The following is a 24,474-nucleotide window of genomic DNA, read 5'->3' as shown; positions in this document are numbered from 1 at the left end:
GGACTGTGAAGATGGGCATCCTCCCCGTCAGGAAACCAGGTCCGGACGACACGAACCTGGGGATCCCCGCTCGTTAAACAGTCCCGGCATGACACTTACGGCTCCAACGAACGTGCAGCGGGTCCCCGCGCGTCAACAGGGAAGTCCACGGGCTCCCACCTAGGACGCTCCAGAGCCTGGATTGCGATCTCGAGAGCACGCTCCCGCGTCATCCCCGCAGGGCAAATACGCGCGGAGCCAGGCAACCCGAGGCCATCTCACGGGTTTTCGTCTCGACCTGCGATGCGACGGCGTGGTTTCGCTTGGAGGGTTAGCAGTCGTTGGCGGCGAAGCGGAGGTCGGTGAGGGAGATGAAGTGCCAGCCCTGCCGGCCGTCGTGCTGGGTATAGGTGAGGGTGCTTCCGGAGGGGAAGACGCCGAAGTGGAAAGTGTCCGAGCGGGTAGTGGAGGTGGTGTATTCGCTGCCCGTGGCGCGGCGGAACGGGTCGATGTTGGTGCCTGCTCCTTCTCCAACTGCTGACGACGAGCAGCGCAGGAAACATGCGCGCATGACGTGCTGCGACGAGCGTCACCACCCAACCAGAACCGATGACACGGTTACGATCGAAGGAACACCAGCACATGCTCCTCGCAAAGCCGGAACCTCAACGGGGCGCCGTCGTGCAGCGTCAAAGGCTCGTAAGCCTCCGGTACTGCAACAGCAGAGCAGCCATCAACGTCACATCCTTCTAACTCGGCGTCCTGGACCCAGAACTCGTCCGCAACCACCACCATTCGCGAGTTGGAGGACTTGACAGGCAAGATCTCGTTCGCTGGGCTGTCGGCCAATATCTTCCGACTGCGAGCGAACTCTCGGGGTGCCAGCGAAGGGTCGCGTCGTCTCATGCCTTGATTCTCTCGGATCACCCCTGAGGACTTTCCGACTGCCAATGAATCAGTAGCTTTCCGAGCAACGGCAGCAATCGGCTCGTCCGAGCAGCAGGTGCGGCGTCGCCACATGCTCAGCGCACTGGTTCTTCACACTGAGTAGCCTGAATCAATTCACGGACACCCGTTTGCGGGGGTCTTACCGGGCTGAGTGCAGGGCCTGGGAAGGCGTGCGCCATCTAGTCTCTAAGGATTAGCCACCGAACGGGCCGCCGCCGGACCGTTCACCATCCGGAAAAGGTGTCCCATGACCACTGCACGCTCCTCCGCTACCGACCCGACCCGCCGGGCGCTGGTGGTAGCCGCCGCGTGGAGCGCACCCGTCATCGCCGTCGCGATCGCCGCCCCAGGAGCCTCCGCGTCGACCGAGACCGGCACCATCACAGCTGCGCAGGACGCCTATCGCGGGACGCGCAACGGTGATCGTGTCGAATTTCCGGTCGTGACGGGCGTCGTTACAGTCTCGAACGGCCCGATGCCCACCATGGTGCGGATCGAGTTGACCGGCGCAAACGAAGCATCGGACCTTCGACGCGACGCGGGACTCCTCATCCCCATCGACCCCGCGACCGGCACCTACGCAATCGACGGGCTCTACAACGCCCGCACCGGCGGCGACAACCCCTACGGCTTCCTCGTCATCCAGGTCGCCGACAACCTCGACCCCAACGGCGTCGCCGTCGACTTCGGACGAGTCGTCATCCAGCTGATCGGCTGATCATCCACCCGCTACGGCCCCGATCTCGGAAAGCCGAGAAACCGGCCGCCCGCGAGGTCACGTGCCCGACCGGGTAGCCAGCGTCGGGACAAGAGCCATTCGTCGCGTCCGAGGGCAATCGCGGGGGGGGGGAGGTTAGATGTCGAGTCTCTCGTCGCGGTCCGCCGGAGGATCGGGCAGGTCGCGCGTGGCGAGGTCTTCTAACTACAGGGGAAATCGTGACTGCGATCGAGCTGGCCAGGCAACTGATGGAGCAAGCGGCCAGGCCGCTCTCTGACGCCGTCATGCGCAGCATCGGCCACGACGAGATCACTATGAGCTGTGTCAGCGTGCGAACCGACGTCATCCGTCTTGCCGGCCGGCGCCGACGGGAGGTACGAGAGAGCGTCCAAGCGACCGGCGTGAACGTGTGGCTGCTCGATAAGAACACCGCCGTCGGTCTCGCCCGCTCCGGGATTCTGCTGCGCTCTACCGACAAAGTCTTTCTTCCCGCTACCGTCGACGAGCTCACCTCCAGCCGCTCAGAAGCTCAGCTACAGGACTACCTCGCTCTCTCCCACCGGCTCACCACCGGCACGGCACGCGGACACTAGCGACGATGCTGCTGGCGACGCCGAGCCTCAGCGCGGGCGGCCGCAGCGACCGCGGGATCAGAATCCCTCTGTAGCAGGTTGAGCAGGACCGAAGACAGGCGCGCATCGCCGGCCAGGTACCAGCGAGCAAGATTGGTTCCCGCTCGAGCCACCTGTCCCGCGTCGGCTATCGCCCGCGCCGTGGACGCTGTCGAATCGTCTGCCCGTTCTATTCGCAGATGCAAGTTGGCAGGTAGCGGATGAGGGTCAGCAAGATCGACCGGCCGCACGTTCATGGACAGCGCGGCGTGCCGCCCGTTCCATAAGATCCAGTCACTGTGATACCCCAACCTCGGAGATGTCGACCGATCGTGTTGAGGCCATGTCATCCACCGGGGGTCGACCCCCTGGCGACGCAAGCCCCTCGCGCTCAAACGACGGACCACATCCTGAGCCGCTGGATACACGTCCTCCGCACGCCCGAAGAAAAAGAGCGATAGCGCGGGATCGGCACCTACCGACCAGACTTCCCACGCAGCATCAGACGCCCACCGCCACCGGCCGCCCTGCAACCCGCGAACAAACCCTGAGGCCTGAAGCCCTTCCGAGAGCGACTCCACATCCTGCAGCAGCGACCCCTCAGTCGCCGCGACAGCAAGCTCGACCACCCCATCCACCACCGCCCGCGACACCACGCTCCAGTCACGCACCAGCGCACGAACCGGTCAACCCATACAGCGCATCGAGTTCGCGCACAGCGACTCGGAAGTCCGTCCGCCCGATCTGAAGGGCCGTAGCGCCTCTGCGCACCGCATCCGGACATGCCAGTGTGGCCCTCACAATGCCGGCGACCCTCGTCGAGTCAGGTCACACGCACGAGATCGCTATCCACCCGAATCGATGTTCCGGCGAGGCGACGGCCGGCGGTTCCGCGAGTAGCCCCCGGCGGGCCGCGAAACGGAAAAGGCCCACCAGAGGCTACCGGCGATCCCTCTCCGCCCGGGGGCGAGCGGCAGGGCCGCGGCAGCGGAGTCCGAACCAAACCCGAGGTCCAACTCAACGCAGCACGATCAGGCTAGGACGGCCTCCACGCGAGAGATAGCCCCTCCCGCTGGTGGACCCATCACTACCGCGTAACCCGGGCGCTCGGCCCTAGCCACGGTGGAGCGTTGCTAGCCTGCGTTCATACCGAGGCATGAGGAGTTTCCGATGGTGTCACCGACGGAGTTGCGGCTCACCGTCCCACTCGAGCAGGCACGAGCACTGATCGCGGCCGCCCTCGGTGAACAAGGGTTCGCCGCCGTGTCGTCGGCGGGCGGGCTGGACGTGTCGCGGGGAAGCCTGGGAACCACACTCGTTGCCGGGTCTCTCGCCGGCGAGGACATGCACGTCCGCTTCGACATCGACCTCGCCGCTACCGCCACCGGAACTATCGCTCAGGTGCGCCGATCCTCGCTCGGCGGGTTCTTGAAGGGCGGAGCGATCGGTGCCGCGAAAGCGAACGACGTTGTCCAAGACGCCGTGCACCGCCTCGGCACGCGCCTGGCGGAGCAGGGCGTACTCGAGGGCTTCCCCGCGGACCCTTCGTCGAGTGACGCGACGACCGGCATCGCCTTGCCTGCCCGGTCAGGAGGCGCTTCGGTCGTGCCGCCGCCGGTCGACTACGCCGGGCGCAAGAATGTCGTGGCGATCGTGGCCCTCGTCCTCGGGTTCCTCGTCCCGATCGGTGGAATCATTGCCGGCGCGGTCGCCCTCGCGCAGATCAGACGCACGAAGGAGAAGGGACGCGGGCTCGCCATTGCCGGTATCGCGGTCGGCTCCGCACTGATCGTTGTGGCAATCGTCGCAGGCATCCTTCTCGTCGTTTTCGGTGTCACCGCAGCCCAGCAAGCCGAGCAGGCGGGTCCGGTCGTGATGCCGCCGACCGTCACGAGCAGCCCCTTCGCGGATGAGACCACGCCAGCCGCGCAGGACCCGGAATCCGTCGACGTCTTCTCCGTCCAGGTCGGCGACTGCCTGAACGATTCCGGCGTCGACGAGGTCTCCACCGTCGAGATCATCGACTGCGCCGCCCCGCACGACTTCGAAGTGTTCGCTGAGTTCCCCATCCCCGGCGACACCTTCCCCGGCGCCGACCAGGTCGATACGGCCGCGAGCGAGGGATGCCTCGCCGCGTTCCCCGACTTCGTCGGGCTGACCTACGAAGAATCCACTCTCGACTACTCCTACTTCTCCCCCACCCAAGAGTCCTGGCAGAGCAACGGTGACCGCCTCGTCTCCTGCCTCATCATCGACCCCAACACACAAACCATCGGCACCCTCTCCGGCGCCAACCGCTAACCACCGATCCAACTCCTCACCCCGACCCGGCGGGTGCCGGCGGGGTCGACGCGGCGGCACGCAACTTTGGTCTAGCCATCGCGGGCTTCGCCGTCTCCCTCTTGAGGTCATCACCAGGTGCCGTCGCGGCGACACTGTGTGCGCCGACGGTATGAGTCGGCTCGCATACCCCTGACCACCCCGTTTCCCGCCTTTGCTCGCAGCTCACAGCGCGGCCAGCCTGACGGGCGGGAAAGCCGTCCCGACGGGGTGGTGAGGCTCTCTTACTTAGAGGGTGGCGAAGGCGAGAGTGATATTGGGGTAGAGCCCTGTTGGGACTACGGCGGTGAAGTATCGGTCGTCGATGCGGGCGCCGACGGCGACGACGTGCGGGGCGATGTCGACGCGGTACGCCCTGCACACTTCACCGTCAATGAGGAGCGGGACACCGCGGTACACGTCGTAGTTCACCAGCGGTGCTGAGCGCGGACCACGGGAGCGCTCAGGTCGAGGCTGTCCCGGGAACATGGCTCGCAGAACATCGACGATGTGCGCTTCCAGGCGGGACTCCAGCGGGTGAGCACGTTCGGCTGGAATCGGAAGCGAGGTCCGGACGGCCTCGAAAAGAGTTGGGAAACGAGCTCGACGGATCTGATCACGCAACTCCTGCGGCAGGGAAGATTCTTCGGCGCGGGCGATGGCTGTCTTCTGCGCAGGCGTGAGCATTACGAAGTTGCGAGGATCCTCTTGACGCTCGGGGAAGCGGAAGTAGGAGTACGACAGACACATCTTCACGACCCGTCCCGATGCGCGACCGGGAGATGCCGCGAACGCTTCCACTCGAGGTTGCGGAGCGAAGGTGTAGACCGGGCCCACCAACTCCGCCGCCGTCTCCCGCAAGCTAGGCATCGATAGCGCTCGCACAGGCGCTTTCTCGTACATGACGCGACCCTAAACCACCCTGCAGTCCCTCATGTAACAGATGCGCCACTGGTGCCTGCGTGGTAGTCGCCTACCGCTCGTGGTCAAGGCGTGCGAGCGGGGGGGTCGCCAGTTCCCATGAGCGCGCTCTACAGTGGCACACCCCCTGCAGTGAAGTCGGCAACCCGAAACCGTCGACAGCCTGCTCCCCTGACCCACCCTGGAAGCCCATGCCCGCCGACTCGACCCCAAAACCTCCAGACGAAACAAACGACGCCGTCCACGATCTACTCGCCGCGCTCCGCGAACCCGGCGCCATCGACCCCGGCCTCGCCGATTTCCTCACCCAACACCTACAGAAATTCCTAGCCGAGGTCACATCCAGCCTCAGTCAGGAAGAAACATGAACGGTGCCGCCTCATAGCCTTCAACGACCTCGACACGCTAACCGGTGCCGCCGTGAGGTCGGCACTCAAAGGCGCTACTCAGAGCTTGTACGCCGACGATGTGCAGCCCATGCTGCTGCCAGCCGACCATGACGACGGCGACCAAACACCTACGTTTCTCCACTCCTACGCGATCGACAATGCGATCGTGATCGGTCGGTCTAAGGCCACCCGGCGACCTGACGTTGACGCTCGCGGACGACAGACCGCCTAGCAGCAGCGACACTAATCCCGTGGGCGCGCGTCCTCTGCCCACGTTCGTGCGCTACCCCCTCAGCCGACCGCAATGAACAGATGGCTGCCACCGCCTGACAACACGCGGCCAGGTGAGCCCGGCGCTGCCGCAACCCCTCTCACGAACGAGCCCTGCGGTGGAGACTCGAGGCAACTGCCGTCCGGTGGTACCGACACAAGGAAAGAGGACAGCTCATGGTTGATCTGGGAGGCCTCGCCGACAAGGCGAAGAACGCGGCCAACAGCGACAAGGGCGAAGAGCTCACCGACAAGGGCCTCGAGAAAGCGGGCGCTGCGGCCGGCTCCGCCACCGGCGGCAAGTTCGATGAGAAGATCGACGGCGCGCAGAACGCGGCCGACGACCGCGTCGGCAACGAGTAACCGAGCAACTCCCCGCCAGGCGGGGAACCAGCTCACTTCGACGCTCTAATCGCGGCCGATGTTTGAACTGGTCCCCGCTTGGTCCTCTGTGTGCGGCCGCGGCGTCAGTGGCCTCACAGGGGCCTCAACCGGCGGCGAGTACGTCACGCCTCGCAGCTCAGCAGCAGGCACGGCTCCACCAACACCTAAGGTTTGACAGTCGGCGTGCGCAGGCGGGCAGACACAGTTACTTTCTGCGAACGAGGAGCTACTGCGAGAGTTCGCGGTCGAAGCGGTCCAGGAGCGCCTCAAGGGAGACCTCGAATTCCTCGTCGCTGCGGTCCTCGCTGAGCAGAGCGCGCAGCCGCCGGACCTCCGGGGCGCTGTCGAGGGAGACGTTGCCGTCTCCCTCTGGGATGACGGCGTCACCTTCATCAAGGGGTTCTTCCGCGGGACCGGTCTCGGCTCCGTGTACCGCTGACTGCAGGAGCAGCTGACCGAGCAGGAAGCTGCTGAACGCGCGGTAAGCGCCGACAGCCTGCTCATCAGAGAATCCGACTGTGGTCAACGCACTGAGGAACGTGTTGACAACTTCGACGCTGCGCAACGGCGGCCGGAGCCAGGGCGCAGCGGGATGGCGAGTCGCTACGAGAGGGAACGCGCGCGGGTGATCGGTCGCGATTCGGCGTACCTCGTGGGCGACGGTCTGCAGAAACTCCTGCCAGTGCTGCCCCTTTGCCTCGGCGAGCTGCGCGGTGAGACCGGACATCAGCGTCGCGATGACGCCCTCGAGCAGATCCTCCTTGCCATGCACGTAGCGATACAGCGACATGGCCTCCACACCGAGCTCCTGCGCCAGCGTCCTCATCGACAGCCCCGCCGCGCCAAGACGATCGATCTGCTCGAGAGCGGTCGCCACGATCAGCTCGCGACTGAGCCGCGGCCCGGTCAACCGCGCCTTCGTCGCTTTGCTCGATTCCACCATGATCGACGCCCTTCCACCTCAACCCGCTCAAACGCGCTACCAGCGCTGTTACGCGAAAGCAACCATGAGAGGAATCTCTAGCGTACGGGAACTTACGGCGTAATCTTTTTTCGGTAGCTTACGTCGTAAGCAACTTCTGCGGCTGTCACGTCATCGCGTGCGTCGTCCCCGATGAGAGGCAATCATGGCCAACCACAACACGAACGGCTCCGCCACAGCTCGCGCCGTCACTACCGAGAACGACACCGCGAAGGAATCCCTCATCGGCACCGACCGTGGCGGCCGCGACTCGAACATCTCGTGGGGCTCGGTGATCGCCGGCGTCATCACCTTCCTCGCCGTCACCATCCTGCTCTCCCTCGTCACCGCCGGTATTGGCCTCGGCGGCTCCGGCATCGGCGCGGGCATCTGGAGCATCATCGCCCTCGCCCTCGCCCTCATCGCGGGCGGCTTCGTGGCGGGCGCGCTCGCGCTGCGCAGCGGACTTCTCCACGGCTTCCTCACCTGGGCCACCTCCCTCGTCGTCGCGCTCGCCCTCGTCGTGGGCTTGGGCGCCGGTGTCCTCGGTGCAGCTGGCGGCATCGTCGGCGGCGTCGTGTCCTCCGCCTCGCAGGCCGCATCCGGAACGGACCTGAACCAGGTCGCTGATGACGCCGAAGGCGCGGTCAGCGAGGACCAGGTTCAGGACGCCCAGGATCAGGCTGGCGAGGCCCTCGACAACGCTCAGCAGGTTGCTGACGATGCGGCCGAAACTGCGCAGGCCGCGTCTTGGTACGCCTTCGTCGGACTGCTGCTCGGCGCGATCATCGCTGCCTTCGGCGGAACTCTCGGCGTGCGCAGCGTCCTCCGCCGCCGCGACCGCACGACGGTCGCCGCCTCAAACCGCCGCTAGGCAGCCGCGGCGTCTCGCCTTCGTCGGCGAGACGCCACAGATCAACAACTGCCAATTAGTGGTTGGCCATCCCATGGCGCAACCCTTTGATAGCTATTTCACCTAACAATAATTTGAGACCGGTTCACGACGAAAGGGGCGGAACATGCACGATGCAGATCAGCCCACGAGCGTGGACGAACTCGTGCGAGCAGTTGAGGAGCTGCGCATTGCGGAGACCATCGCCTCCCGGCAACAAAGCCGAGACGCCGGACTTCGCGGGCTGGAACGGGCGGCCGTCGTTTACGTCGAGGAGCTCGGACAGGTCGAGCAGCATGCGACGCCGACGGGGCTCGCCCGCTACCTTGGCATCAGCACGGCCGCCGTCACGCACGTCCTCGACCGGCTCACCAAGGCCGGCTTGATCCGGCGCGAACGCTCCGCCACCGACAGGCGCCAGGTATCCATTCATCTCGCCGTGGACCATGGCGATCCGCGCCTGATCGACCCGTTGAGCACGCCACTCCGAGAAGTCGCCGCGTCTCTCGAGGCGGATGAGCGGCGCACCATCCTGCGCTTCCTCACCGACGCTCGCGGCCTCCTCCCCCGGCCTCACTACTGACTTCGTTACTTCTCCTACCGATCACCCATCCGAAGCCGGCCACAAGCCGGATGAAAGAGAGCACCTCATGATTGACAGCACCCTCATCAACGACATCATCGGCGCCGACGTGCGTGGCAGCGACGACGCCAAGATCGGCACCGTCGGCCAGATCTACGTCGCCGACGACTCCCAGACCCCCACCTGGGTCACCATCCGCACCGGACTGTTCGGCTCCTCCGAGTCGTTCGCGCCCCTCCAGGACGCGACCTACGAGGGCGGCGTCCTGCGCCTGCCCTACGAGAAGTCCTTCGTCAAGGACGCCCCGCGCGTCGACGACGACGGCGCGCTGAACGCCGACGAGGAGCGCACCCTCTACTCGTACTACGGTCAGGGTGACAGCTACGCCGCCCCCACCGAGGCGCCCCTCTACGACCAGGATGTCGACCGCAGCGACCGCGCCGGCAACACTGCCGGTACTGAGGGCTACGACACCTCGGGCCCCACGACCGACAACGCGATGACCCGCTCCGAGGAGCAGCTGCGCGTCGGCACCGAGAAGGTCGAGGCCGGCCGGGCTCGCCTGCGCAAGCACATCGTCACCGAGCAGGTCACCAAGACCGTCCCCGTCAGCCACGACGAGGTCACCATCACCCGCGAACCGATCACCGACGCCAACGTCGGCGACGCCCTCTCCGGCCCCGAGCTCAGCGAGGAGGAGCACGAAGTGGTCCTCACCGAGGAGCGAGTCGTCACCGCGAAGGAGACCGTCCCGGTCGAGCGCGTGTCGCTTGGCACGGAGACCGTCACCGAGCAGCAGACGGTGACCGAGGACGTCTCCCACGAGGAGATCGAGGTCCTCGACCCCACCACCACCCGCACCACCACCGACGAGACCATCGTCGACCGCGACAACCGCTCCTAAGCAACACCAGCGGTGGCCGCCTGGCACGATCCGGGCGGCCACCGCCACCCCGCACTACCGCACGACCCTTCGCACCTCCCTGACCCGTCCCCTTGGACCTGCGCCTGAAAGGCACCCCATGGACTTCCCCGCCGCTCTGCAGAACGGACTGGCCGCGGTCATCGCGTTCGTCCCGCTCGCGCTGCTGTTCCTGCTCATCCTCATCGTCGGCCTGATCGTCGCCAAGCTCATCGAGAAGGGCCTCTCGCGCCTGCTCACCAAGGTCGGCTTCGACCGCGCCGTCGAGCGCGGCGGCATCAAGAAGGCCCTCGCCAACTCCAAGCTCGACGCCTCCGACATCGTCTCGAAGATCATCTACTACACGCTCGTGCTCTTCGTTCTCCAGTTCGCCTTCGGGGTCTTCGGCCCCAACCCCGTCAGCGACCTGCTCCAGGGCATCATCGGCTTCCTACCCAAGATCATCGTCGCGATCATCATCATCGTGATCGCCGCCGCCATCGCCGCCGGCGCCAAGGGCCTCATCCAGAACACCCTCGGCGGTCTCTCCTACGGCAAGATCCTCGGCAACATCTTCGCGATCTTCATTCTGTTCCTCGGCGCCACCGCGGCCCTGAACCAGATCGAGGTCGCCACGACCGTCACCACGCCGATCCTCATCGCGGTCCTCGCGATCATCGCGGGCGTCATCATCGTCGGCGCCGGCGGCGGCCTGATCAAGCCCATGCAGGAGCGCTGGGAGGCGATCCTCACCAAGGCTGCCGACGAGGCGCCGAAGATCCAGCAGGAGGCAGCGAACGCCCCGTCCGTGAAGGACCAGGCCAAGCAAGCCGCCGACAAGGCCAAGCAGGCCGCACCGTCGACCACCAGCACTCGCCGCTCCAACTGATCACCCTCACCGATACGGCTGGCCTCGCTCCCTCCGGAGCGGGGCCAGCCGCGTCTCCACCCCCGCCAATCGCCCCCCCTTCACATCGGAGATCTGATGCCCGTTCGTCCGACCACCCTGCACCTCGCATGAGCACGACACCGCTCAATCCCGCCGTCACCGTCATCCGGCACGAGGAACGCCTCACCGTCTCCACTCAGCGACTCGCGACCGAGCGCGTGCGCATCGAGCGCGTCATCGTCACCGAGCAGCGCACCGTCACCGTCGACGTGCGCCGCGAGGAGCTCCGAATCACCAGAGAGCCTCTCCCCGAGGGCAGCCTGATCCCCGCTGGCGCGAGCACGATCGAGACGGAGCCGCTCGTTATGGTTCTGCACGAAGAACAGATCGCGATCGTGAAGACCGTCGTCCCCGTCGAACGCGTCACCGTCACCACAGAACCGGTGGTCGAGGATCAAGAGGTCACTGCGGCCCTGGGACAAGAAGTGGTCGACGTGCTCTCTTCCGATCCGATCGCGCAACTCGATGACGAGTTTGACACTCATGGGCGATGACCGGCTCTGCACCGCAGACGACGCCAGCGAAACCAGCATCAGATCAGCGACCAGGGCCGCCGCCGGCGGCATGAACGGGACGATCACTCGCCGCGGGAGGCGGAACTCGTGAGCGCTTCGGAGGGACAGACGCTACTCAAGATCGGTCATGCGGCGAAGTTCGTGCGCTGGATCCGAGCGCAGGACCGGTCCTTCCCGGAGATCCTGCACGGCCGCTACCTAGGAACCACACCGGAAGGGTGGACCGTCGAAGCGGACGGTGAAGTGCGCTTTCTCGACCACTCGACGTGGGCCGTCTACCGCTGAACGACACCCCACTGCACTCAATTCACTCATCACCGAAAGCAGCTCATGACTGAATCCAACGACACCTCCGACACTGCCCAGGAAACTCGCGGCGCAGCACCGGTGAGCCTCACCGCCACCACCGAGACCAGCTGGGCGGTGACAACCGAGACCGGGAACCTGGTCCTGGGACAGATAGCCCAGGACGGCGACACCTTCACCGCATACGACGCCCAGGAGCTCCGGATCGGCAACTACCCCACTCGCGACGAAGCCCTTAACGCCATCACCACCGGCACCCCCTAACACCCAAAGGAACTCCCATGAGCGACACCACCGACAACCTCGGCACCGACGGCACCATCCCCAACACCCCCGACGGCATCGCCGTCGGCCACGACCCCAACGGATCCCACTTCAACCCCGAAGAAGACGACGCAACCACGCCAGAAGTCACCGCCGCACTTCCGGATGGCTCCGGAACCGACGCGGAAAGCTCGGTAGAGGCGGACGACGACAGCGACACCGCTTCCGGCGGTGACGCCGACTGACCACTCCTTCCACCCCCACCGATACTGAAGCACCAACAGACACCCACCGTCGCTGGTGTCGGGCAATAGGTCAGGGGCAGATCGGCCAGTCCGCCTCTGACAGCTTCTCCGTCGGCGGTTCGCGGGCCCGCTCGTGGACATGACGCCATCCCTCATCCCACAAGCGTCGGGGAGCTGAGGTCGTGAGTGCTGCTCTCGGCCGCGCCGCGCGTTGCGGCCGAGAGCAGCGCGACACCGGTACCACTTACCGGTCTGTCGCTCGCGGCGTCATCGAAGTCCCCACTTCTCAACCGCACCGTCACCGTAGACGCCTCGGCGCTCGGCCGCGCACCCCTTGACGTGGTCGCGTCGCTTACAGTGTCAGGTGATCGGCTCCCGGTCCATCCAATGTGACTTGCGCCGGGGCATCATGTCGCGACGTCCACTGTCCCGGGTGCACGTGAGCACTCCCCCACCCTCGACTCGATAGGACGCCACTCATGGGCAAGCTCCTCTACGGCACACCGCCGACCGAGCACGAGATCGAGGACCGGCTACTCGCTCACGTGCAGGTCGTGATCACGAGCAAGTTCCGCCGTGACGAGTCGTTCGCGTTCGTCCTTCCCGCCAACCCCGCATTGGGATCCGGGCGGCAGACGTTATGGTTGAACCCCTCAATTCCGGTGCAGTTCTCCTTCCACGGCAGCCGCGCTCCGGCCCTCAACCGCGACTGGGTGCAGCAGCTGATGAACGAGGCCAACAGCGGCCGCGGTCTCAGCCTTCTCCCCGAGCCCCCTCAGCGCGAGGCAACGGTACGGACCTTCCCAGCTGCCTGACCGGCCCGGGGTCCGGACGTGACGATGCAGATCGCTGACGTTTAGGTCAGTCCGTAGGCCGCCGCAGCATCACACCCCCAACCCGCACATTAGCGAGATGGAGCTGTCTCGTGGGTGGGGTGCAGCGACGGCATAAGGAGTGCTTGAAGTCTGCGGATCGCGTCGGCTGGCTGGCGGCCGATGAGGTAGCCGGCGAGGTCGGCGGGGTCCAGTTCGCCGGTAGCACGAAGCATGTCGAGGTCGCGGAGAGCGTCGCGTTTGCCGACATGGTCACGCCAGCCGTTGTTGCCGTTCCAGTCGATGCGGTCATAAAGGGCGAGGGCATCGAGGGTGAGGGTGGGGGCGAGCAGCTGCTTGGTGTCGAAATGCACGGCTCGATGGTGGCGGGCCCATCCGCTGAGATCCTCGCTGGCGGACTCGATCACGAAAGCATGCGCCACCCGACGGGGCGGGAACGTTGCCAGGTCGCTGATCGTAGGCCAGAAGTAGATGCTGATACCGCTAGCGACAGGAACAACGTTGGTGCGTCGAGTCACAAACGGTTGGCGCCCCCAGCCAGCCGGTAGGTGGCTCTTCGTGGCGGCGTAACCGGTGATGTGGTGCCCGGTCTGCAGGGCGAGACGGTGAGCAAGAGTTTGGACGCGGGCTACTCGAGCCACGCGGAGCTCGTCGCTGACCCACGGTACGTAGATTGCTTGCGGAAACCGCCGAGGCGTCCCTGAAGGCGTCTTCATGGCGTGAGCGTAGTCCGCTTGCACTAGCGCCGATCGGGCGGCCGCCCGGCCGCGGCAAGTCAATTTGGGCTACACCCAATTCACTACCAACGACACCGTCGGACGCAGCACCCATCCATACCAGGTTGTCTAACCGAGCGCGGGCGTGCCTGACGAGGAGCAGGGGATCAGCGCGAACGCCGAGCCGTCTCGGAAGCGCCCCGCTCCCACGCTTCACTCCCCGGCACTATTACGAGCGCACATCGCCCACCACCACTCATCCCCAAGAACCTGAGGATTTGTCTGGAAAGCAGACCTTATGTCAGGTCGCTGACTTGGCGCGCCTAGCAGTGTCGTACATGAGGCCCTCGTCCCCTACTCCCAAACGTTGGTCTGCATGATCGGCGAGACCGAGGGGTACCGGGCTGGAGAAGAGATGGGCGAGACGGTGAACGGGCGGGACGGTACTGAAACGACCGAGCCGGGGATGGAGCGCCGCGACGTCCGCTACTCCTGGAAACTGCCCAACGGGCTGCCTGATGCCACGTCGGGTGTGAGAGTCCTGGTCGCCGTCTGACGATCGCTCCGCGAGCGCTTCGGGTCGAGCACTGGGTGGCTTGCGACTCACCCGGAGCGTTACACGTGTTCCTTGAGGATGTGTGGGTGCGGGCGGATAGCACCTACCGCGGCGACAATGGCTTCGGGTTCAGCGATGAACCCGACCGGTGGGACGAGTTCGTTCGTCACACCAGCGAACTCTGTCCCATCGACCAACTTCGCGACTCTAAGAACGAGCATCAGCGAATACGGCGCGCTCCCTTGACCGCGAAGAGCAAGGGGTTCGGGTCAAGTCTTCCTTCGCCTGCGCGGGTCTGTCACGCTTGGGCTACGCGCCCCTGAATCGTCGGCGAACCCGCTTCGACGATTGGTCCCTTCATGCGCGTTCTCCACTGCTGTTCCCTCGATACCTGTCGCGGCCCTGCCGGTCACCGGGTTTCGGCGGTCGTGAGGTGACCCGCCGACGAGAGTCGTATCAGGCCGTTGAGCCGGGGTCGGGGTACCGGTTCGCGTTGCACAGTGGGATCTTCGGCTGCCTCGGATCGGTGGCGTTCGTGCTGACGCCGATCCTGCTCGTCGTCTTATCGCGCATAGCTGCTCTTCGCGAGGCCTCCTTCCCGATCGAAGCTCTGGCGGTACCGATCCTCGCGGGATACACCCTCGCAGCGGGGCTTCTCGCTCTCGGTGCGCTCAGCCGATCGAGCGTCTTCACCTGGCTGCTCTCCGGCGCCGCCGTGGTCGCCGCGCTGAGCGTGTCGATCATGCCCGCCTTCACCCAGGCGTAGATGAGGCGATCGCAGAAGACACGAATCTCGCGTCGCCCACCGCAGAACTTCGCCTCCTCTCCGGTGCCGTCGCGGGTGACCGCGATGGCTCTATCGCTGGGAGCGCTAGCCTGCGAGACTCGACACATCTTCCGCCCCTGCACCCGGCGACCACTTCGACGAGGGGCTTCCGCATGGGCTTTCTGCATTACAACGACCGCAGCTTCGAGCTCGACGATCGTCTCCTCCATCATGTGCAGACGGTGACCGCGGTGAAGCTGCGCCGACACGAGTGCTTCTTCCTCGGCTGGATGTCGGGCAGCCCGAGTGGATCCGGGCGGCAATCGGTGTGGATCGGGGTCGGGATTCCGATCCATTTCGAGTACTTCGGCGGGCGGGTGCCTGCCCTGAACCGGGAATGGATCGAGCAGCTGATGACCTCCGCTAATAGCAGCGCCGGCTTGGCTCTTTCCGACGAACGCAACCGGGAACCCTCATCCACCGCCTGACCGGATACCAGCGGCTGTCCCCGCTGGGCCGTCGTCGTCGGAAATCGCTCACCCGTCGATGTGCTGACGGGTCGCGGCTGCTGGGGGCGGCGGCGGGATCGGCGATCCCGCGGCTCGCCCTCACGGGCCGGCCCACCGTATGAGCGTCGACGACGCCGATCCCACCGACGCGGTACACCGTGAGGATCCGGAGGATCTTGCGACGCTACTCGCGTCCTTCATGACGTTGCTTCCCGTCGAGGATGCTGCCGCGTCGCTGCTGGGTGCCCCGTTCGATATCGAGACGCTCGTCGCCAGCAGCACACGCGCGGCGCGTCTTGACGACGCGCAGATCGATCTCGGTGAGGGCCCAGCATGGCACGCCTACCGCAACTACCGCCCGGCCTACCTGCACCTCTCAAACGCGGAGAGCGGTGAGACGTGGCCAATGTTCACTCCGGTCGCGGCCTCCGAGGCCGTGGAAACGGTCGTCTCCCTGCCGCTGCTGGTCGGCACGTCAAGCATCGGCGCCGTCTCCCTGTTCGGCAGCCAACAGTTGCACCTGGACGTGGACGGGCTGCGTCTAGCGACCGGGCTCGCATCCGTGTTGGCGAAGACGATCGTCGCGCGAGCACTCGAGGAAGCGGACCGAGGCGAGTTCCCCCGCGATCCGGTCCTCTCACGCCGAGAAGTGCATCAGGCGACCGGCATGGTCCTCGCTCAGACCAAAACCTCCGCAGCTGATGCGCTTCTGCTGATCCGCGCCTACGCCTTCTCCGCCGGCCTGACCGTCCGGGACGTGGCCGCGCGGATCATCGCGCGGACTCTCGATTTCACCCCTGACCTCGACTTTGACTGACCCGAAAGTAGGATCACCGTATGGCTGCCTCCTCCCGTGAGCAGATGCTCCTGGAAACGCTCCGCGTCGTCGCCGACACCCTCGTCGATGATTTCGACGTCGTCGACTTCCTCCACGACCTCGTCGACCGGTGCGCGACGATCTTCGACGCCGTGGACGTGGGCCTCGTCCTCGCCGACGAGCACGGCGAACTCGTCGTCATGGCCTCCACCAACGAACGGTTGCACCTCATCGAGGTCCTGCAACTCTCCGCCGGAGACGGTCCCTGCATCGACGCCTACCAGTCCGGGACCGTCGTCACCGCGGGATCCCTCGCCGAGATCAGCCGGCGGTGGCCGAAATTCGCTGAAGCCGCCGCCGGATCCGGCTACAACTCAGTCCACGCCGTCCCCCTGCGACTGCGGCAATCGACGATCGGGTCGCTCAACCTCTTCAGCGACAAGCCCGGCGAACTCGCTCCCGCGGATGTTCCCGCGGTCCAAACCATCGCCGACGTCGCCACAATCGGTCTCGTCCAAGAACGCGCCGTCCGAGAAGCGTCCCTCACACGCGATCAGCTTCAACACGCGCTGACGTCGCGCATCATCATCGAACAGGCCAAGGGCGTCATCGCGCACACCCGCGGCATCAACATGGAACAGGCATGGGAGATCTTGCGTCAACGCGCTCGCTCACGGCAGGCGCGCATCAGCGACATTGCCCGCGCCGTCGTCGAAGGACTCATCACCCTCTAACCGGCCACGCCGCCACCCCAACTGCTGACATCACAACGAGAAAGTCGGATCGTCAGGGATGTCAAGCCACAGCAGATCATCGAACAGGTCTAAACCCTGCAGAATCTCCGGCGTGCTGGTGAGCGACCGTCGACGGTCCTCAAGACTGGCGACGAGAGTGCCGTCGTGCAGGCCCTCCGCGGGCCCCTCGGCATCGGTAATCGCGAGAACGCTAGCCGGCCCGAGAATCAAACCGACTCTTGTTCGCTGCCCGCTCTCACCGTCTGCGACCAGGACGACGCTGTCAGATCTCCCCCACCGCACCAATTCCTGCGCGTACTCGAACAACGCATCGGCGAGAGCATCACCGACCCTGAACGTGGCACTCGCGTAATGGATCGTTCGCATCACCCCACCCTCCCCCGTGCCCACAATTTTTCGGGAGGGGGTGGGCAGAACAGCCACCACGTGCAACCACCACCACACCCCGCCGGGCCGACCCGCCACCGTCAGCACCACGGGCCGGCAGCAGTCAGCGCGGCACACCGATCGAAGGCGTTACCCACGGCGAGACGCACGACCGCTCCCGGACTCCTCGACCCCAGACATCATCCGGCTGGGTACACCCCAACGCAACACCAGTGAGACCCGACGACGCGCGTAGAGGTAGGGTCACTTCTCCCCCTTTCACTACACATCTGTGTCAGGGTCTAGAAGTGACGCAACGAACGCAAACTGTCGGCTACGTCCGAGTCAGCACTACTGACCAGAACCTTGATCGACAGATCGAGGCGATCGGCGCCGTTGACCGGATCTTCGAAGAGAAGGTCTCGGGCGCTACCCGCACCGACCGGCCCGCTCTCGCCGACTGCATCCGCTACGTCCGAGACGGCGACCTCGTCCGAGTCGCGTCGATGGATCGCCTCGCGCGCTCGTTGCGAGATCTTCGCGACGTCGTCGACGAGATCGTCGCGAAGGGCGCCTCCGTCGAGTTCATCAAGGAACAGCAGACCTACGGACCCGGCGGCGACGATGCGCTCGGTCAGCTGATGCTGCACCTGCTCGGCGCATTCGCCGAGTTCGAGCGCTCCCTCATCCGGGAGCGGCAAGCCGAGGGCATTCGCATCGCGAAGGCCGCGGGGAAGTACACGGGCCGGCAACGCCGACTCGACGCCGAACAGGTCACTGCAGCTCGAGCGGACATCGCCGCCGGCGTCCCGAAGGCAGCGGTGGCTCGCAAGCCCGGCGTCGACCGCACGACCCTCTACCGAGCGCTGGCACTCCCCCAGCCCGACGAACTCGCCGTGACCGAGATCTAGACCGGCGTCAGAACGCCTGCTTGTCGAACCCCTCCGGAGCTGTGTGCATCGGATCTTCCCATTGGAGGCCGGCGGCGACCGCGCGAGCCAAGCTCTCCAGGCCGGTGCCGAAGTAGCAGTACCCGTGAGTCGTCTCGACCTGCTGGCGCGGCGGCATCACCACGAGGCGCCAGTTGAACAGCATCTTCCACACCTCGACCGTGAAGGTCTCCGTCTCCCGCAGCCGAAAGCCGTTCTCCGTCCGCACGATCCGCTCCCCCGCGACGTCGACCTCGGAACGCAGCTGCTGCTCGAGGTCGTCGAGCGCCTCGGCTCGGGTGCGCAGCATCGCCTTCTGATCCACCACTCCAGTGTCCCGATAGCCGCCCCGTCACCGGGCATTTCATCGGGCGGGTCTAACGGGACACTGCCGCCCGCGCTCGCGCGCGACGCTGTCAGTTCTCGAGGTCCTCTGCACAGATCTTCAAGGTCGTCTGCACAACTATCGGAGCCGTCCTTCGGAGCGTACGCCGACGTCGGCCAGCTGCGGCTAGGTGCTCTTGCGCCCGAGGACGCGGAGGCCGTCTGGTCGCACCTCACCGGTGGGCGAGACGTGGCGGTAGAGCGTCTGGCGGAAGATACCGAGTTCTTTGCAGAGGGCGCCGATGTTCGTTTCCGGCTTGCCCATCGAAGCCATGGCGAGCCGCACCTTGGCGGGCGTCATCGTGAACGGGCGCCCGCCGACCCGACCGCGTGCTCGAGCGGACGCGAGGCTCGCCATCGTTCGTTCGGAGATGAGCTCGCGCTCGAACTCGGCGAGGGCCGCGAAGATCCCGAAGACGAGCTTGCCGGCCGCGGTGGTCGTGTCGATCGCCGCCCCCTGACCCGTGAGCACTTTCAGCCCGATACCGCGCGCGGTGAGGTCATGGACCGTGTTCACGAGGTGGTGAAGGTCGCGTCCGAGCCGGTCGAGCTTCCACACCACGAGCGTGTCGCCCTCGCGCAATGCCTTCAGGCACGACAGCAGACCCGGCCGATCATCCTTGCGGCCGGACGCGAGGTCGAAGTACAGCCGCGCGTCATCGACGCCGGCCGCGAGCAGCGCATCGCGCTGCGGATTTGTCGTCTGCGTTCCATCGGTCTTCGAGACGCGCATGTACCCGACGAGCATCACGGACCCCTGTCACTTATACGGCCGAATACGTGACATCGAGCTGGCAGGATGGCGCGCCGGGTGAAGTAGTCACGTAACGTGTCATTCATTCTAGGTGTCGTGAACAGTTGGAATTTGGTTCTGTGACGACGGGTACCGCTAGGTGGATGGTGTCGGTCTCGATCGGTGGGATCGCGGCAGCGGCTGCTTGAAACAGTTCGCACATCTTGTCTTCGCTGACTTCAAGACGTGGTTCGAGGGGCACTCCTTCACGAGCGTGATGTAACCGAGATCGGCGGTAGCCGCACGACGGATGCGCAACATAGCTCGGCGCTGGTAGACATCAGCCAGATGCGCTGCGGGCCCTTGAACCACGCTTCTTCGTCCTTCTTCTCAGGACCGAGACCGGCGAGGAACCGACACTCGATCAGCCGTGTCTCACCATCCGCCACCATCCGAAAGAGCACAGCGATGACGCCTTCCCTCTCCCGTCCCCTCGTCTCCGGACTCGCAGCGCTGGCGCTGACCGGGAGCCTCTTCGCCGGCGCGGCTCCGGCCTTCGCCGCGACCGCGCCGCTGTCGATCGCCGCCGCAGCCGTCACCGCCGCCGACGGATCGGTCCTCGGCAGCGGGCAGCAGCTCGCCAAGGGGCAGTCGATCGTCTCCCCGAACGGCGTCGTCCGCTTCGTCCTGCAGACCGACGGCAACGCCGTCGTCTACGGCGGTGGCGTCGCGACCTGGAGCTCCGGCACCCAGGGCCTCGGGGAACGCCTGATCATGCAGGCCGACGGCAACGTCGTCATCTACGACGCCACCGGCCGTCCCGTCTGGTTCACCGGCACGAACGACCCCGGCTCCACCCTCCGGGTCCAGGACGACGACAACCTCGTCGTCTACCGCGCCACCGGCACCCCCGCCTGGGCGAGCAGCATCAATGGCCGCATCGCCGCCCCCGACGTCCTCACGCTCGAGTCCGGGCAGACCCTCGCCGCCGGCCAGCAGCTGACCGCCGGGCCGAGCCGCGCGATCATGCAGGCCGACGGCAACTTCGTCGTCTACACGGGCAGCACCCCGCTGTGGTTCACCGGCACCAGCGGCGCCGGCAACCGCCTCGTGATGCAGACCGACGGCAACGCCGTGATCTACGGCGCCGACGGCTCGGTGAAGTGGTCCTCCGGAACCGCGGGCAACCCGGGCGCCACGCTGTTCCTCGGCGGTAACGGGAACCTCACCGTCCAGGCCGGCGATCGTGGCGCGATCTGGAGCAGCACCGGACAGCTCCGCCGCGACACACTGCAGAACAACTACCTCCTGCTGAGCAACGAGCAGCTGACCTCGGCGAACGGCGCCTGGCGGGCCGTGATGCAGCGCGACGGCAACTTCGTCGTCTACGGCGCCCGCGGCGCCGACTGGTCCACCGGCACCTCGATCCCCGGCAGCATCGTCGGCCTGGACATCGGCTACCTCGTCGTCTACGCCCCCGGCTCCGGCGAGGGCCAGGGCTACTGGTCCAACATGCCGAAGCCGAGTGAGACCGGCGAGCCCTACCGCCTCGTCATGCAGAACGACGGCAACCTCGTCGAGTACGACGGACTCGGCGTCGCCGTCTGGGCCAGCCGCGGCGTCTGACACCCGCGCGGCACACCGACGCGACCACGAAGGCCCGCCCCAGGAACTCCAGGGGCGGGCCTTCGCCGTGCTGGAACCCGCCGACGCCCGCTCGACCATCCCCATACGGAACGGTTCAGCGGCGCTCGCGTCGCTTGTGCAAGGGACCTTGAATATCTGAATGCCCACGGTCGTCTGCACGATGGCCGCGGTGGCGCGAAGAGTTGTGTAGGCGACCGCGAGGAATAGCAGATTTTCAGTGTCCGCACTCCTCTGAACGAGCGGGCCGCGCCGCGCGATTGCGCGGATGTCGATCGACGCTTGGCCGTCGACGTCGCGCTCTGCACCTGGTCGACGTCGCGACGTCGGCCGGCGCTGCGCGAGTGTCCGGATAACGACCCCCTAACGGACATCACCCGGAGTAAGGCAGCGTGAATGAGCGACGACTCCTTGGCACGACCACGGACACAGGCTTGGATGAGCACATGCAGACGCTCATCCCCCTGTCAGGCCGCGAGCTGTGGACCACGACTCATGGCGCCGGCACCGATGAAGACACGACGATCGCGATCGATCGCGGATCGGACGTCGCGCACTGCTCGGTTCGCACCATGGTGCGCCCCGGGACTCGCGTCGGACCCCGCGGTCACGTACACGGGATGGTGACCGACCCTGTGACGATCGCCTCCCTCGCCGCCGGCTGTCTCCTCCTCGGCACGCTCCCCACACACTCCCGAAAGCGCGATGGGGTCGCCGTGATCGAGGAAGTCGAAGCTCGTTCGCTCGCTCTCGCCCAAGACCGAGACGGATGGACCGTCTCGATACTCCCTGTCGACGGGATCGACTACGCCCTCTTCTCGCGCACCATCCCGGAGGGCACGATCGCACACGCCGACCTCGGGTGGGCCGTCATCGCCATGTGGAGCACCGGCAGCGTCTACGACGGACCTCTACAGCGAGCGGACATCAATCCGGATGATCACCTGCCCGACCGGTAACCCATCGCGATACGGGACAGGTCGGCTGCGCGCCGACGACTCCCTCAGCTGGATGATGCGCCTGCTGTGGCGAACGCATCACACTCGAGGAATGTCCTCTCGTTGTCGCCCGCGAAGCGGTGCATCTTCGAGCTCGAAGGCCATCTTCGTCACCACTCTGGTCATCTTGGGCGCCGCGATTCTCTCTGGCCTCGTCGTGCTGGCGCAGGGCGCTATTCAATCCGCCGTCCTGGTGGATTCGCTGCCCACGGAGAACACGGTCCGAACACCTGAGCTGGGCGCCGCATGGAACACCATGCTGCTCGGTCTCGGAATCTGCGTTGTCAGCGCGGCGGCCGCCATCGCCCTGGTCCTCAGCTCGCGTCGTCGCGCTGGTTGAGGTCCGATCGCGAGATGGCCCGGGCGACGTTCCCGAGTACGGCCCGGGCTTCGACCAAGCACGGAGAGCGAGATCCACCGTCGACAACGAATATCGTGAGCCTGATGACGTATCGAACGTGGATCCACGTACTAGTAGTTGCGGTGATCATCGCAACAGCGGCGCTCGTGATCGCGAACGTCTACAGCTTCTCCGGCAACAAATTGGCACTGCTCCTCCTTAACGCGATGTGGATCGTCGGACTGGCCGGCACGGTCGCGTCACTGGTTGCGATCATTGTTCTCAGCTACAGGCGTCACCGACGACCGCGGGCCTGAGGTTCGACCCCGCTGATCGCTCCCTTACGGACCGATGCTGGTCGGAACTCAAATGAGTAAATGAGACGATGAGTACCCAGGGCCCCGTCTCTATGTGAACGTCGGATCTGACGCGCTGGACCATCCCCATACGTGACGCGCGCCAGCACTCTGACACCTCGCGCCACGGTGACCGAACGACGTCGGAGCCGGCGAGGATCCGAGGCGTGAAGAACAGCAGTGACGGTGAGCACTACCTCCTCCTCAGGACCGCTCTCTGGGCAGACGCCCCCGACGTCGTTGGAATCTATGGCAGCGAGCAGCGCGCTCGGGAAGCAGCAGGTTCCGCTACTGGACCCGATTGATGGACTCTCGAGAAGTGGAGAGGAGACGTGCGCCGCAGCAGTCTCCAGCTCCAGGCCACTACGCGCTCACGCTGACGCAACGGAGTCGCACAGCTACAGTCACAAAGGAGGGTCGCAATGCCGCGACCGCTGGGGAGGTAGCTGTGGGTGAACCGAATGATGGCCGCTTCAAGAAGCTGCCCGATCGGATCGAGCCGGCTCAGCAGACCGTGAGCGTCCCCGCAAGCGAAGACGACTCCACGACGCCGCCGCAACCGCCGGCCGGCGTTCCTGACCTCGTGATCGCGACTCGCGTGGCGGACGCCGCCACTATGACCGGCCTTCTCCGCCGTACGGCGGGACGCGTTGCACTGACGGTTGTCGTCGTCGCAGCCGGCCTCGTCACCATCCTCGCTGCGCTCAACCTGCGCTTGTAACCAGACCGATCAGCCGTTCGCGAGGACGACCCGTCCGACAGCGGCGCCTCTCGACTCGCCCACCGAACATTCCGGGGATCCCATGCTCAGAGCACTTTCGTCCACTTCCATGTTCTGGATCGGTGTCGCCGGGATTCTCCTGGGCGTCATCTTCGGCACGATCGTGCCGTTCTGGATCGCCCCCTACCAAGCCAACGGATCACCCACCTTCGAACAGATCCTCAGCACCATCCCGGTCGTCACCCGGATCGCGGAGGGCATCGGCTACTCGTTCGTCGCAGGAGCCTTCGTCGTTCGCCACTTCGAGAAGCGCGAACTCGTCGACGCTCGACGGTCCGTGCACTTCGTCGGCCGAGCAGCCCGGAAGGACGAGCAGTAGCCCCTCCGAGCGGTCCGCTGAAAGCGTCCCGCGGATCGCTCCCCATACGGGACGCTGCAACTTGCCGATGGTGCGTAGGCTCCAGTCGTGGACGCTCCGGTTCGACACCATCGACAGGCAGGCATCATCAATCCCGCCTCAACGCTTGACCTGCCCGCATCGATCACCTGCTTCACGTCCTACCGTCCTCGCGCCGGCAGCAACGACGACGCCTTCGCTGATCGGATCGTGATCGAGCGGTGCGACGGCATGTACTTACTCGAAGGCCCTTCGCTGAGTTACCCCAACCTGCAACTAAAAGTCGAGTACTCCGGGGATGCTCCGGAAGGTCACTTCGTCAGCGTCAACGTCTCCGACCTGCGTGGGAACCGGCTGCTGCGAGCGCTGTACCAGTACGCGAACGCGGACGCTCTGCGCAACGACCTCGGAGGCGGGCACGGCTTCACTGGCCTCAACTACTTCTACCGCGACGGCGCGGAACTGCAGTACTGGTGCAGCGTCGAAGCATCAGAGTGAC

General features: G+C 65.6%; 34 protein-coding genes. 27 read left to right on the top strand and 7 right to left on the bottom strand.

Going from position 1 to position 24,474, the window contains the following annotated elements; all coding sequences use genetic code 11:
• Window positions 1–310 precede the first annotated feature (310 nt).
• Complete coding sequence (locus MT353_RS16155) at window positions 311–550, bottom strand: hypothetical protein (RefSeq protein WP_243625275.1); 240 nt, start codon at window positions 548–550, stop codon at window positions 311–313.
• A 624-nt stretch (window positions 551–1,174) separates the two neighbouring features.
• Here MT353_RS16155 and MT353_RS16150 point away from each other — a divergent pair.
• From MT353_RS16150 to MT353_RS16140, 3 genes are all read left to right on the top strand, one after another.
• Window positions 1,175–1,645 carry a hypothetical protein gene (locus MT353_RS16150; RefSeq protein ID WP_243625274.1) on the top strand — a complete coding sequence of 157 codons (471 nt, stop codon included), beginning with the start codon at window positions 1,175–1,177 and terminating at the stop codon, window positions 1,643–1,645.
• Between the two features lie 218 nt (window positions 1,646–1,863).
• Window positions 1,864–2,238 (top strand): hypothetical protein, encoded by a 375-nt coding sequence (locus MT353_RS16145; protein WP_243625273.1) that lies wholly within the window; start codon window positions 1,864–1,866, stop codon window positions 2,236–2,238.
• A gap of 1,188 nt (window positions 2,239–3,426) precedes the next feature.
• Window positions 3,427–4,557: a DUF4190 domain-containing protein gene (locus MT353_RS16140; RefSeq protein WP_243625272.1), complete on the top strand. Its 1,131-nt coding sequence runs from the start codon at window positions 3,427–3,429 to the stop codon at window positions 4,555–4,557.
• A gap of 267 nt (window positions 4,558–4,824) precedes the next feature.
• Here the strand turns inward: MT353_RS16140 and MT353_RS16135 are convergent, their stop codons facing one another.
• Window positions 4,825–5,478 (bottom strand): hypothetical protein, encoded by a 654-nt coding sequence (locus MT353_RS16135; protein ID WP_243625271.1) that lies wholly within the window; start codon window positions 5,476–5,478, stop codon window positions 4,825–4,827.
• Between the two features lie 209 nt (window positions 5,479–5,687).
• Between MT353_RS16135 and MT353_RS16130 the strand changes: the two genes are divergently transcribed.
• Window positions 5,688–5,864, top strand: coding sequence for a hypothetical protein (locus tag MT353_RS16130; RefSeq protein ID WP_243625270.1), 177 nt, complete (start codon window positions 5,688–5,690; stop codon window positions 5,862–5,864).
• A gap of 468 nt (window positions 5,865–6,332) precedes the next feature.
• Window positions 6,333–6,518 (top strand): Rv0909 family putative TA system antitoxin, encoded by a 186-nt coding sequence (locus tag MT353_RS16125; RefSeq protein ID WP_243625269.1) that lies wholly within the window; start codon window positions 6,333–6,335, stop codon window positions 6,516–6,518.
• Window positions 6,519–6,765: 247 nt separating this feature from the next.
• On the opposite strand, the gene MT353_RS16120 is transcribed toward MT353_RS16125, so the two are convergent.
• Entirely contained in the window at window positions 6,766–7,482 is a 717-nt protein-coding gene (locus tag MT353_RS16120; RefSeq protein WP_243625268.1) for a TetR/AcrR family transcriptional regulator C-terminal domain-containing protein, read from the bottom strand.
• A gap of 184 nt (window positions 7,483–7,666) precedes the next feature.
• On the opposite strand from MT353_RS16120, the gene MT353_RS16115 reads away from it, so the two are divergent.
• The 9 genes from MT353_RS16115 to MT353_RS16075 all read left to right on the top strand — a co-directional run bounded on the left by MT353_RS16115 (window position 7,667) and on the right by MT353_RS16075 (window position 12,970).
• A complete protein-coding gene (locus tag MT353_RS16115; protein WP_243625267.1) occupies window positions 7,667–8,374 on the top strand; it encodes a hypothetical protein in 708 nt (235 codons plus the stop codon).
• 145 nt (window positions 8,375–8,519) lie between these two features.
• The gene (locus MT353_RS16110) at window positions 8,520–8,975 is read left to right on the top strand and encodes a MarR family transcriptional regulator (protein ID WP_243625266.1); all 456 of its coding nucleotides are present in this window, start codon (window positions 8,520–8,522) and stop codon (window positions 8,973–8,975) included.
• A 67-nt stretch (window positions 8,976–9,042) separates the two neighbouring features.
• The gene (locus tag MT353_RS16105; RefSeq protein WP_243625265.1) at window positions 9,043–9,879 is read left to right on the top strand and encodes a DUF2382 domain-containing protein; all 837 of its coding nucleotides are present in this window, start codon (window positions 9,043–9,045) and stop codon (window positions 9,877–9,879) included.
• Between the two features lie 118 nt (window positions 9,880–9,997).
• Window positions 9,998–10,765 (top strand): hypothetical protein, encoded by a 768-nt coding sequence (locus tag MT353_RS16100; RefSeq protein WP_243625264.1) that lies wholly within the window; start codon window positions 9,998–10,000, stop codon window positions 10,763–10,765.
• 128 nt (window positions 10,766–10,893) lie between these two features.
• The gene (locus MT353_RS16095; protein WP_243625263.1) at window positions 10,894–11,319 is read left to right on the top strand and encodes a YsnF/AvaK domain-containing protein; all 426 of its coding nucleotides are present in this window, start codon (window positions 10,894–10,896) and stop codon (window positions 11,317–11,319) included.
• 108 nt (window positions 11,320–11,427) lie between these two features.
• Complete coding sequence (locus tag MT353_RS16090; RefSeq protein WP_243625262.1) at window positions 11,428–11,625, top strand: hypothetical protein; 198 nt, start codon at window positions 11,428–11,430, stop codon at window positions 11,623–11,625.
• 45 nt (window positions 11,626–11,670) lie between these two features.
• Complete coding sequence (locus MT353_RS16085) at window positions 11,671–11,910, top strand: hypothetical protein (protein ID WP_243625261.1); 240 nt, start codon at window positions 11,671–11,673, stop codon at window positions 11,908–11,910.
• 17 nt (window positions 11,911–11,927) lie between these two features.
• The gene (locus MT353_RS16080; RefSeq protein WP_243625260.1) at window positions 11,928–12,155 is read left to right on the top strand and encodes a hypothetical protein; all 228 of its coding nucleotides are present in this window, start codon (window positions 11,928–11,930) and stop codon (window positions 12,153–12,155) included.
• 479 nt (window positions 12,156–12,634) lie between these two features.
• Window positions 12,635–12,970: an ATP-dependent DNA ligase gene (locus tag MT353_RS16075; RefSeq protein WP_243625259.1), complete on the top strand. Its 336-nt coding sequence runs from the start codon at window positions 12,635–12,637 to the stop codon at window positions 12,968–12,970.
• Window positions 12,971–13,059: 89 nt separating this feature from the next.
• Here the strand turns inward: MT353_RS16075 and MT353_RS16070 are convergent, their stop codons facing one another.
• Window positions 13,060–13,395, bottom strand: a complete 336-nt coding sequence (locus MT353_RS16070) for a hypothetical protein (RefSeq protein ID WP_243625258.1) — start codon at window positions 13,393–13,395, stop codon at window positions 13,060–13,062.
• A 685-nt stretch (window positions 13,396–14,080) separates the two neighbouring features.
• Between MT353_RS16070 and MT353_RS16065 the strand changes: the two genes are divergently transcribed.
• From MT353_RS16065 to MT353_RS16045, 5 genes are all read left to right on the top strand, one after another.
• On the top strand, window positions 14,081–14,260 hold the full coding sequence (locus MT353_RS16065; protein ID WP_243625257.1) for a hypothetical protein: 180 nt from the start codon (window positions 14,081–14,083) through the stop codon (window positions 14,258–14,260).
• A 526-nt stretch (window positions 14,261–14,786) separates the two neighbouring features.
• Window positions 14,787–15,026: a hypothetical protein gene (locus tag MT353_RS16060; protein WP_243625256.1), complete on the top strand. Its 240-nt coding sequence runs from the start codon at window positions 14,787–14,789 to the stop codon at window positions 15,024–15,026.
• Between the two features lie 173 nt (window positions 15,027–15,199).
• Window positions 15,200–15,514, top strand: coding sequence for a hypothetical protein (locus MT353_RS16055; protein WP_243625255.1), 315 nt, complete (start codon window positions 15,200–15,202; stop codon window positions 15,512–15,514).
• Window positions 15,515–15,653: 139 nt separating this feature from the next.
• Window positions 15,654–16,352 carry a GAF and ANTAR domain-containing protein gene (locus MT353_RS16050; RefSeq protein ID WP_243625254.1) on the top strand — a complete coding sequence of 233 codons (699 nt, stop codon included), beginning with the start codon at window positions 15,654–15,656 and terminating at the stop codon, window positions 16,350–16,352.
• Window positions 16,353–16,372: 20 nt separating this feature from the next.
• A complete protein-coding gene (locus MT353_RS16045; RefSeq protein ID WP_243625253.1) occupies window positions 16,373–17,086 on the top strand; it encodes a GAF and ANTAR domain-containing protein in 714 nt (237 codons plus the stop codon).
• 30 nt (window positions 17,087–17,116) lie between these two features.
• Here the strand turns inward: MT353_RS16045 and MT353_RS16040 are convergent, their stop codons facing one another.
• The gene (locus MT353_RS16040; RefSeq protein WP_243625252.1) at window positions 17,117–17,476 is read right to left on the bottom strand and encodes a hypothetical protein; all 360 of its coding nucleotides are present in this window, start codon (window positions 17,474–17,476) and stop codon (window positions 17,117–17,119) included.
• 230 nt (window positions 17,477–17,706) lie between these two features.
• Between MT353_RS16040 and MT353_RS16035 the strand changes: the two genes are divergently transcribed.
• Window positions 17,707–18,384, top strand: coding sequence for a recombinase family protein (locus MT353_RS16035; protein WP_374204716.1), 678 nt, complete (start codon window positions 17,707–17,709; stop codon window positions 18,382–18,384).
• Window positions 18,385–18,391: 7 nt separating this feature from the next.
• On the opposite strand, the gene MT353_RS16030 is transcribed toward MT353_RS16035, so the two are convergent.
• Together MT353_RS16030 and MT353_RS16025 are read right to left on the bottom strand one after the other, a co-directional pair.
• Window positions 18,392–18,727, bottom strand: a complete 336-nt coding sequence (locus tag MT353_RS16030; RefSeq protein WP_243625251.1) for a hypothetical protein — start codon at window positions 18,725–18,727, stop codon at window positions 18,392–18,394.
• Window positions 18,728–18,913: 186 nt separating this feature from the next.
• Window positions 18,914–19,534, bottom strand: coding sequence for a recombinase family protein (locus MT353_RS16025; RefSeq protein WP_243625250.1), 621 nt, complete (start codon window positions 19,532–19,534; stop codon window positions 18,914–18,916).
• Between the two features lie 453 nt (window positions 19,535–19,987).
• On the opposite strand from MT353_RS16025, the gene MT353_RS16020 reads away from it, so the two are divergent.
• From MT353_RS16020 to MT353_RS15990, 7 genes are all read left to right on the top strand, one after another.
• Window positions 19,988–21,145, top strand: a complete 1,158-nt coding sequence (locus MT353_RS16020; protein ID WP_243625249.1) for a hypothetical protein — start codon at window positions 19,988–19,990, stop codon at window positions 21,143–21,145.
• Window positions 21,146–21,609: 464 nt separating this feature from the next.
• Complete coding sequence (locus MT353_RS16015) at window positions 21,610–22,122, top strand: hypothetical protein (RefSeq protein WP_243625248.1); 513 nt, start codon at window positions 21,610–21,612, stop codon at window positions 22,120–22,122.
• 52 nt (window positions 22,123–22,174) lie between these two features.
• On the top strand, window positions 22,175–22,501 hold the full coding sequence (locus tag MT353_RS16010) for a hypothetical protein (protein WP_243625247.1): 327 nt from the start codon (window positions 22,175–22,177) through the stop codon (window positions 22,499–22,501).
• 104 nt (window positions 22,502–22,605) lie between these two features.
• Window positions 22,606–22,818 (top strand): hypothetical protein, encoded by a 213-nt coding sequence (locus tag MT353_RS16005; RefSeq protein WP_243625246.1) that lies wholly within the window; start codon window positions 22,606–22,608, stop codon window positions 22,816–22,818.
• Between the two features lie 487 nt (window positions 22,819–23,305).
• Window positions 23,306–23,578, top strand: coding sequence for a hypothetical protein (locus MT353_RS16000; protein ID WP_243625245.1), 273 nt, complete (start codon window positions 23,306–23,308; stop codon window positions 23,576–23,578).
• A gap of 109 nt (window positions 23,579–23,687) precedes the next feature.
• On the top strand, window positions 23,688–23,957 hold the full coding sequence (locus MT353_RS15995) for a hypothetical protein (RefSeq protein WP_243625244.1): 270 nt from the start codon (window positions 23,688–23,690) through the stop codon (window positions 23,955–23,957).
• 87 nt (window positions 23,958–24,044) lie between these two features.
• Window positions 24,045–24,473 carry a hypothetical protein gene (locus MT353_RS15990; protein WP_243625243.1) on the top strand — a complete coding sequence of 143 codons (429 nt, stop codon included), beginning with the start codon at window positions 24,045–24,047 and terminating at the stop codon, window positions 24,471–24,473.
• Window position 24,474 lies beyond the last annotated feature (1 nt).

It is taken from the genome of Rathayibacter sp. VKM Ac-2927, assembly GCF_022815525.1.
GTDB classification, from domain to species: Bacteria; Actinomycetota; Actinomycetes; order Actinomycetales; family Microbacteriaceae; genus Rathayibacter; species Rathayibacter festucae.
Note: the sequence above shows the minus strand (reverse complement) of the source record. Positions and strands in the feature narration are given on the sequence as shown.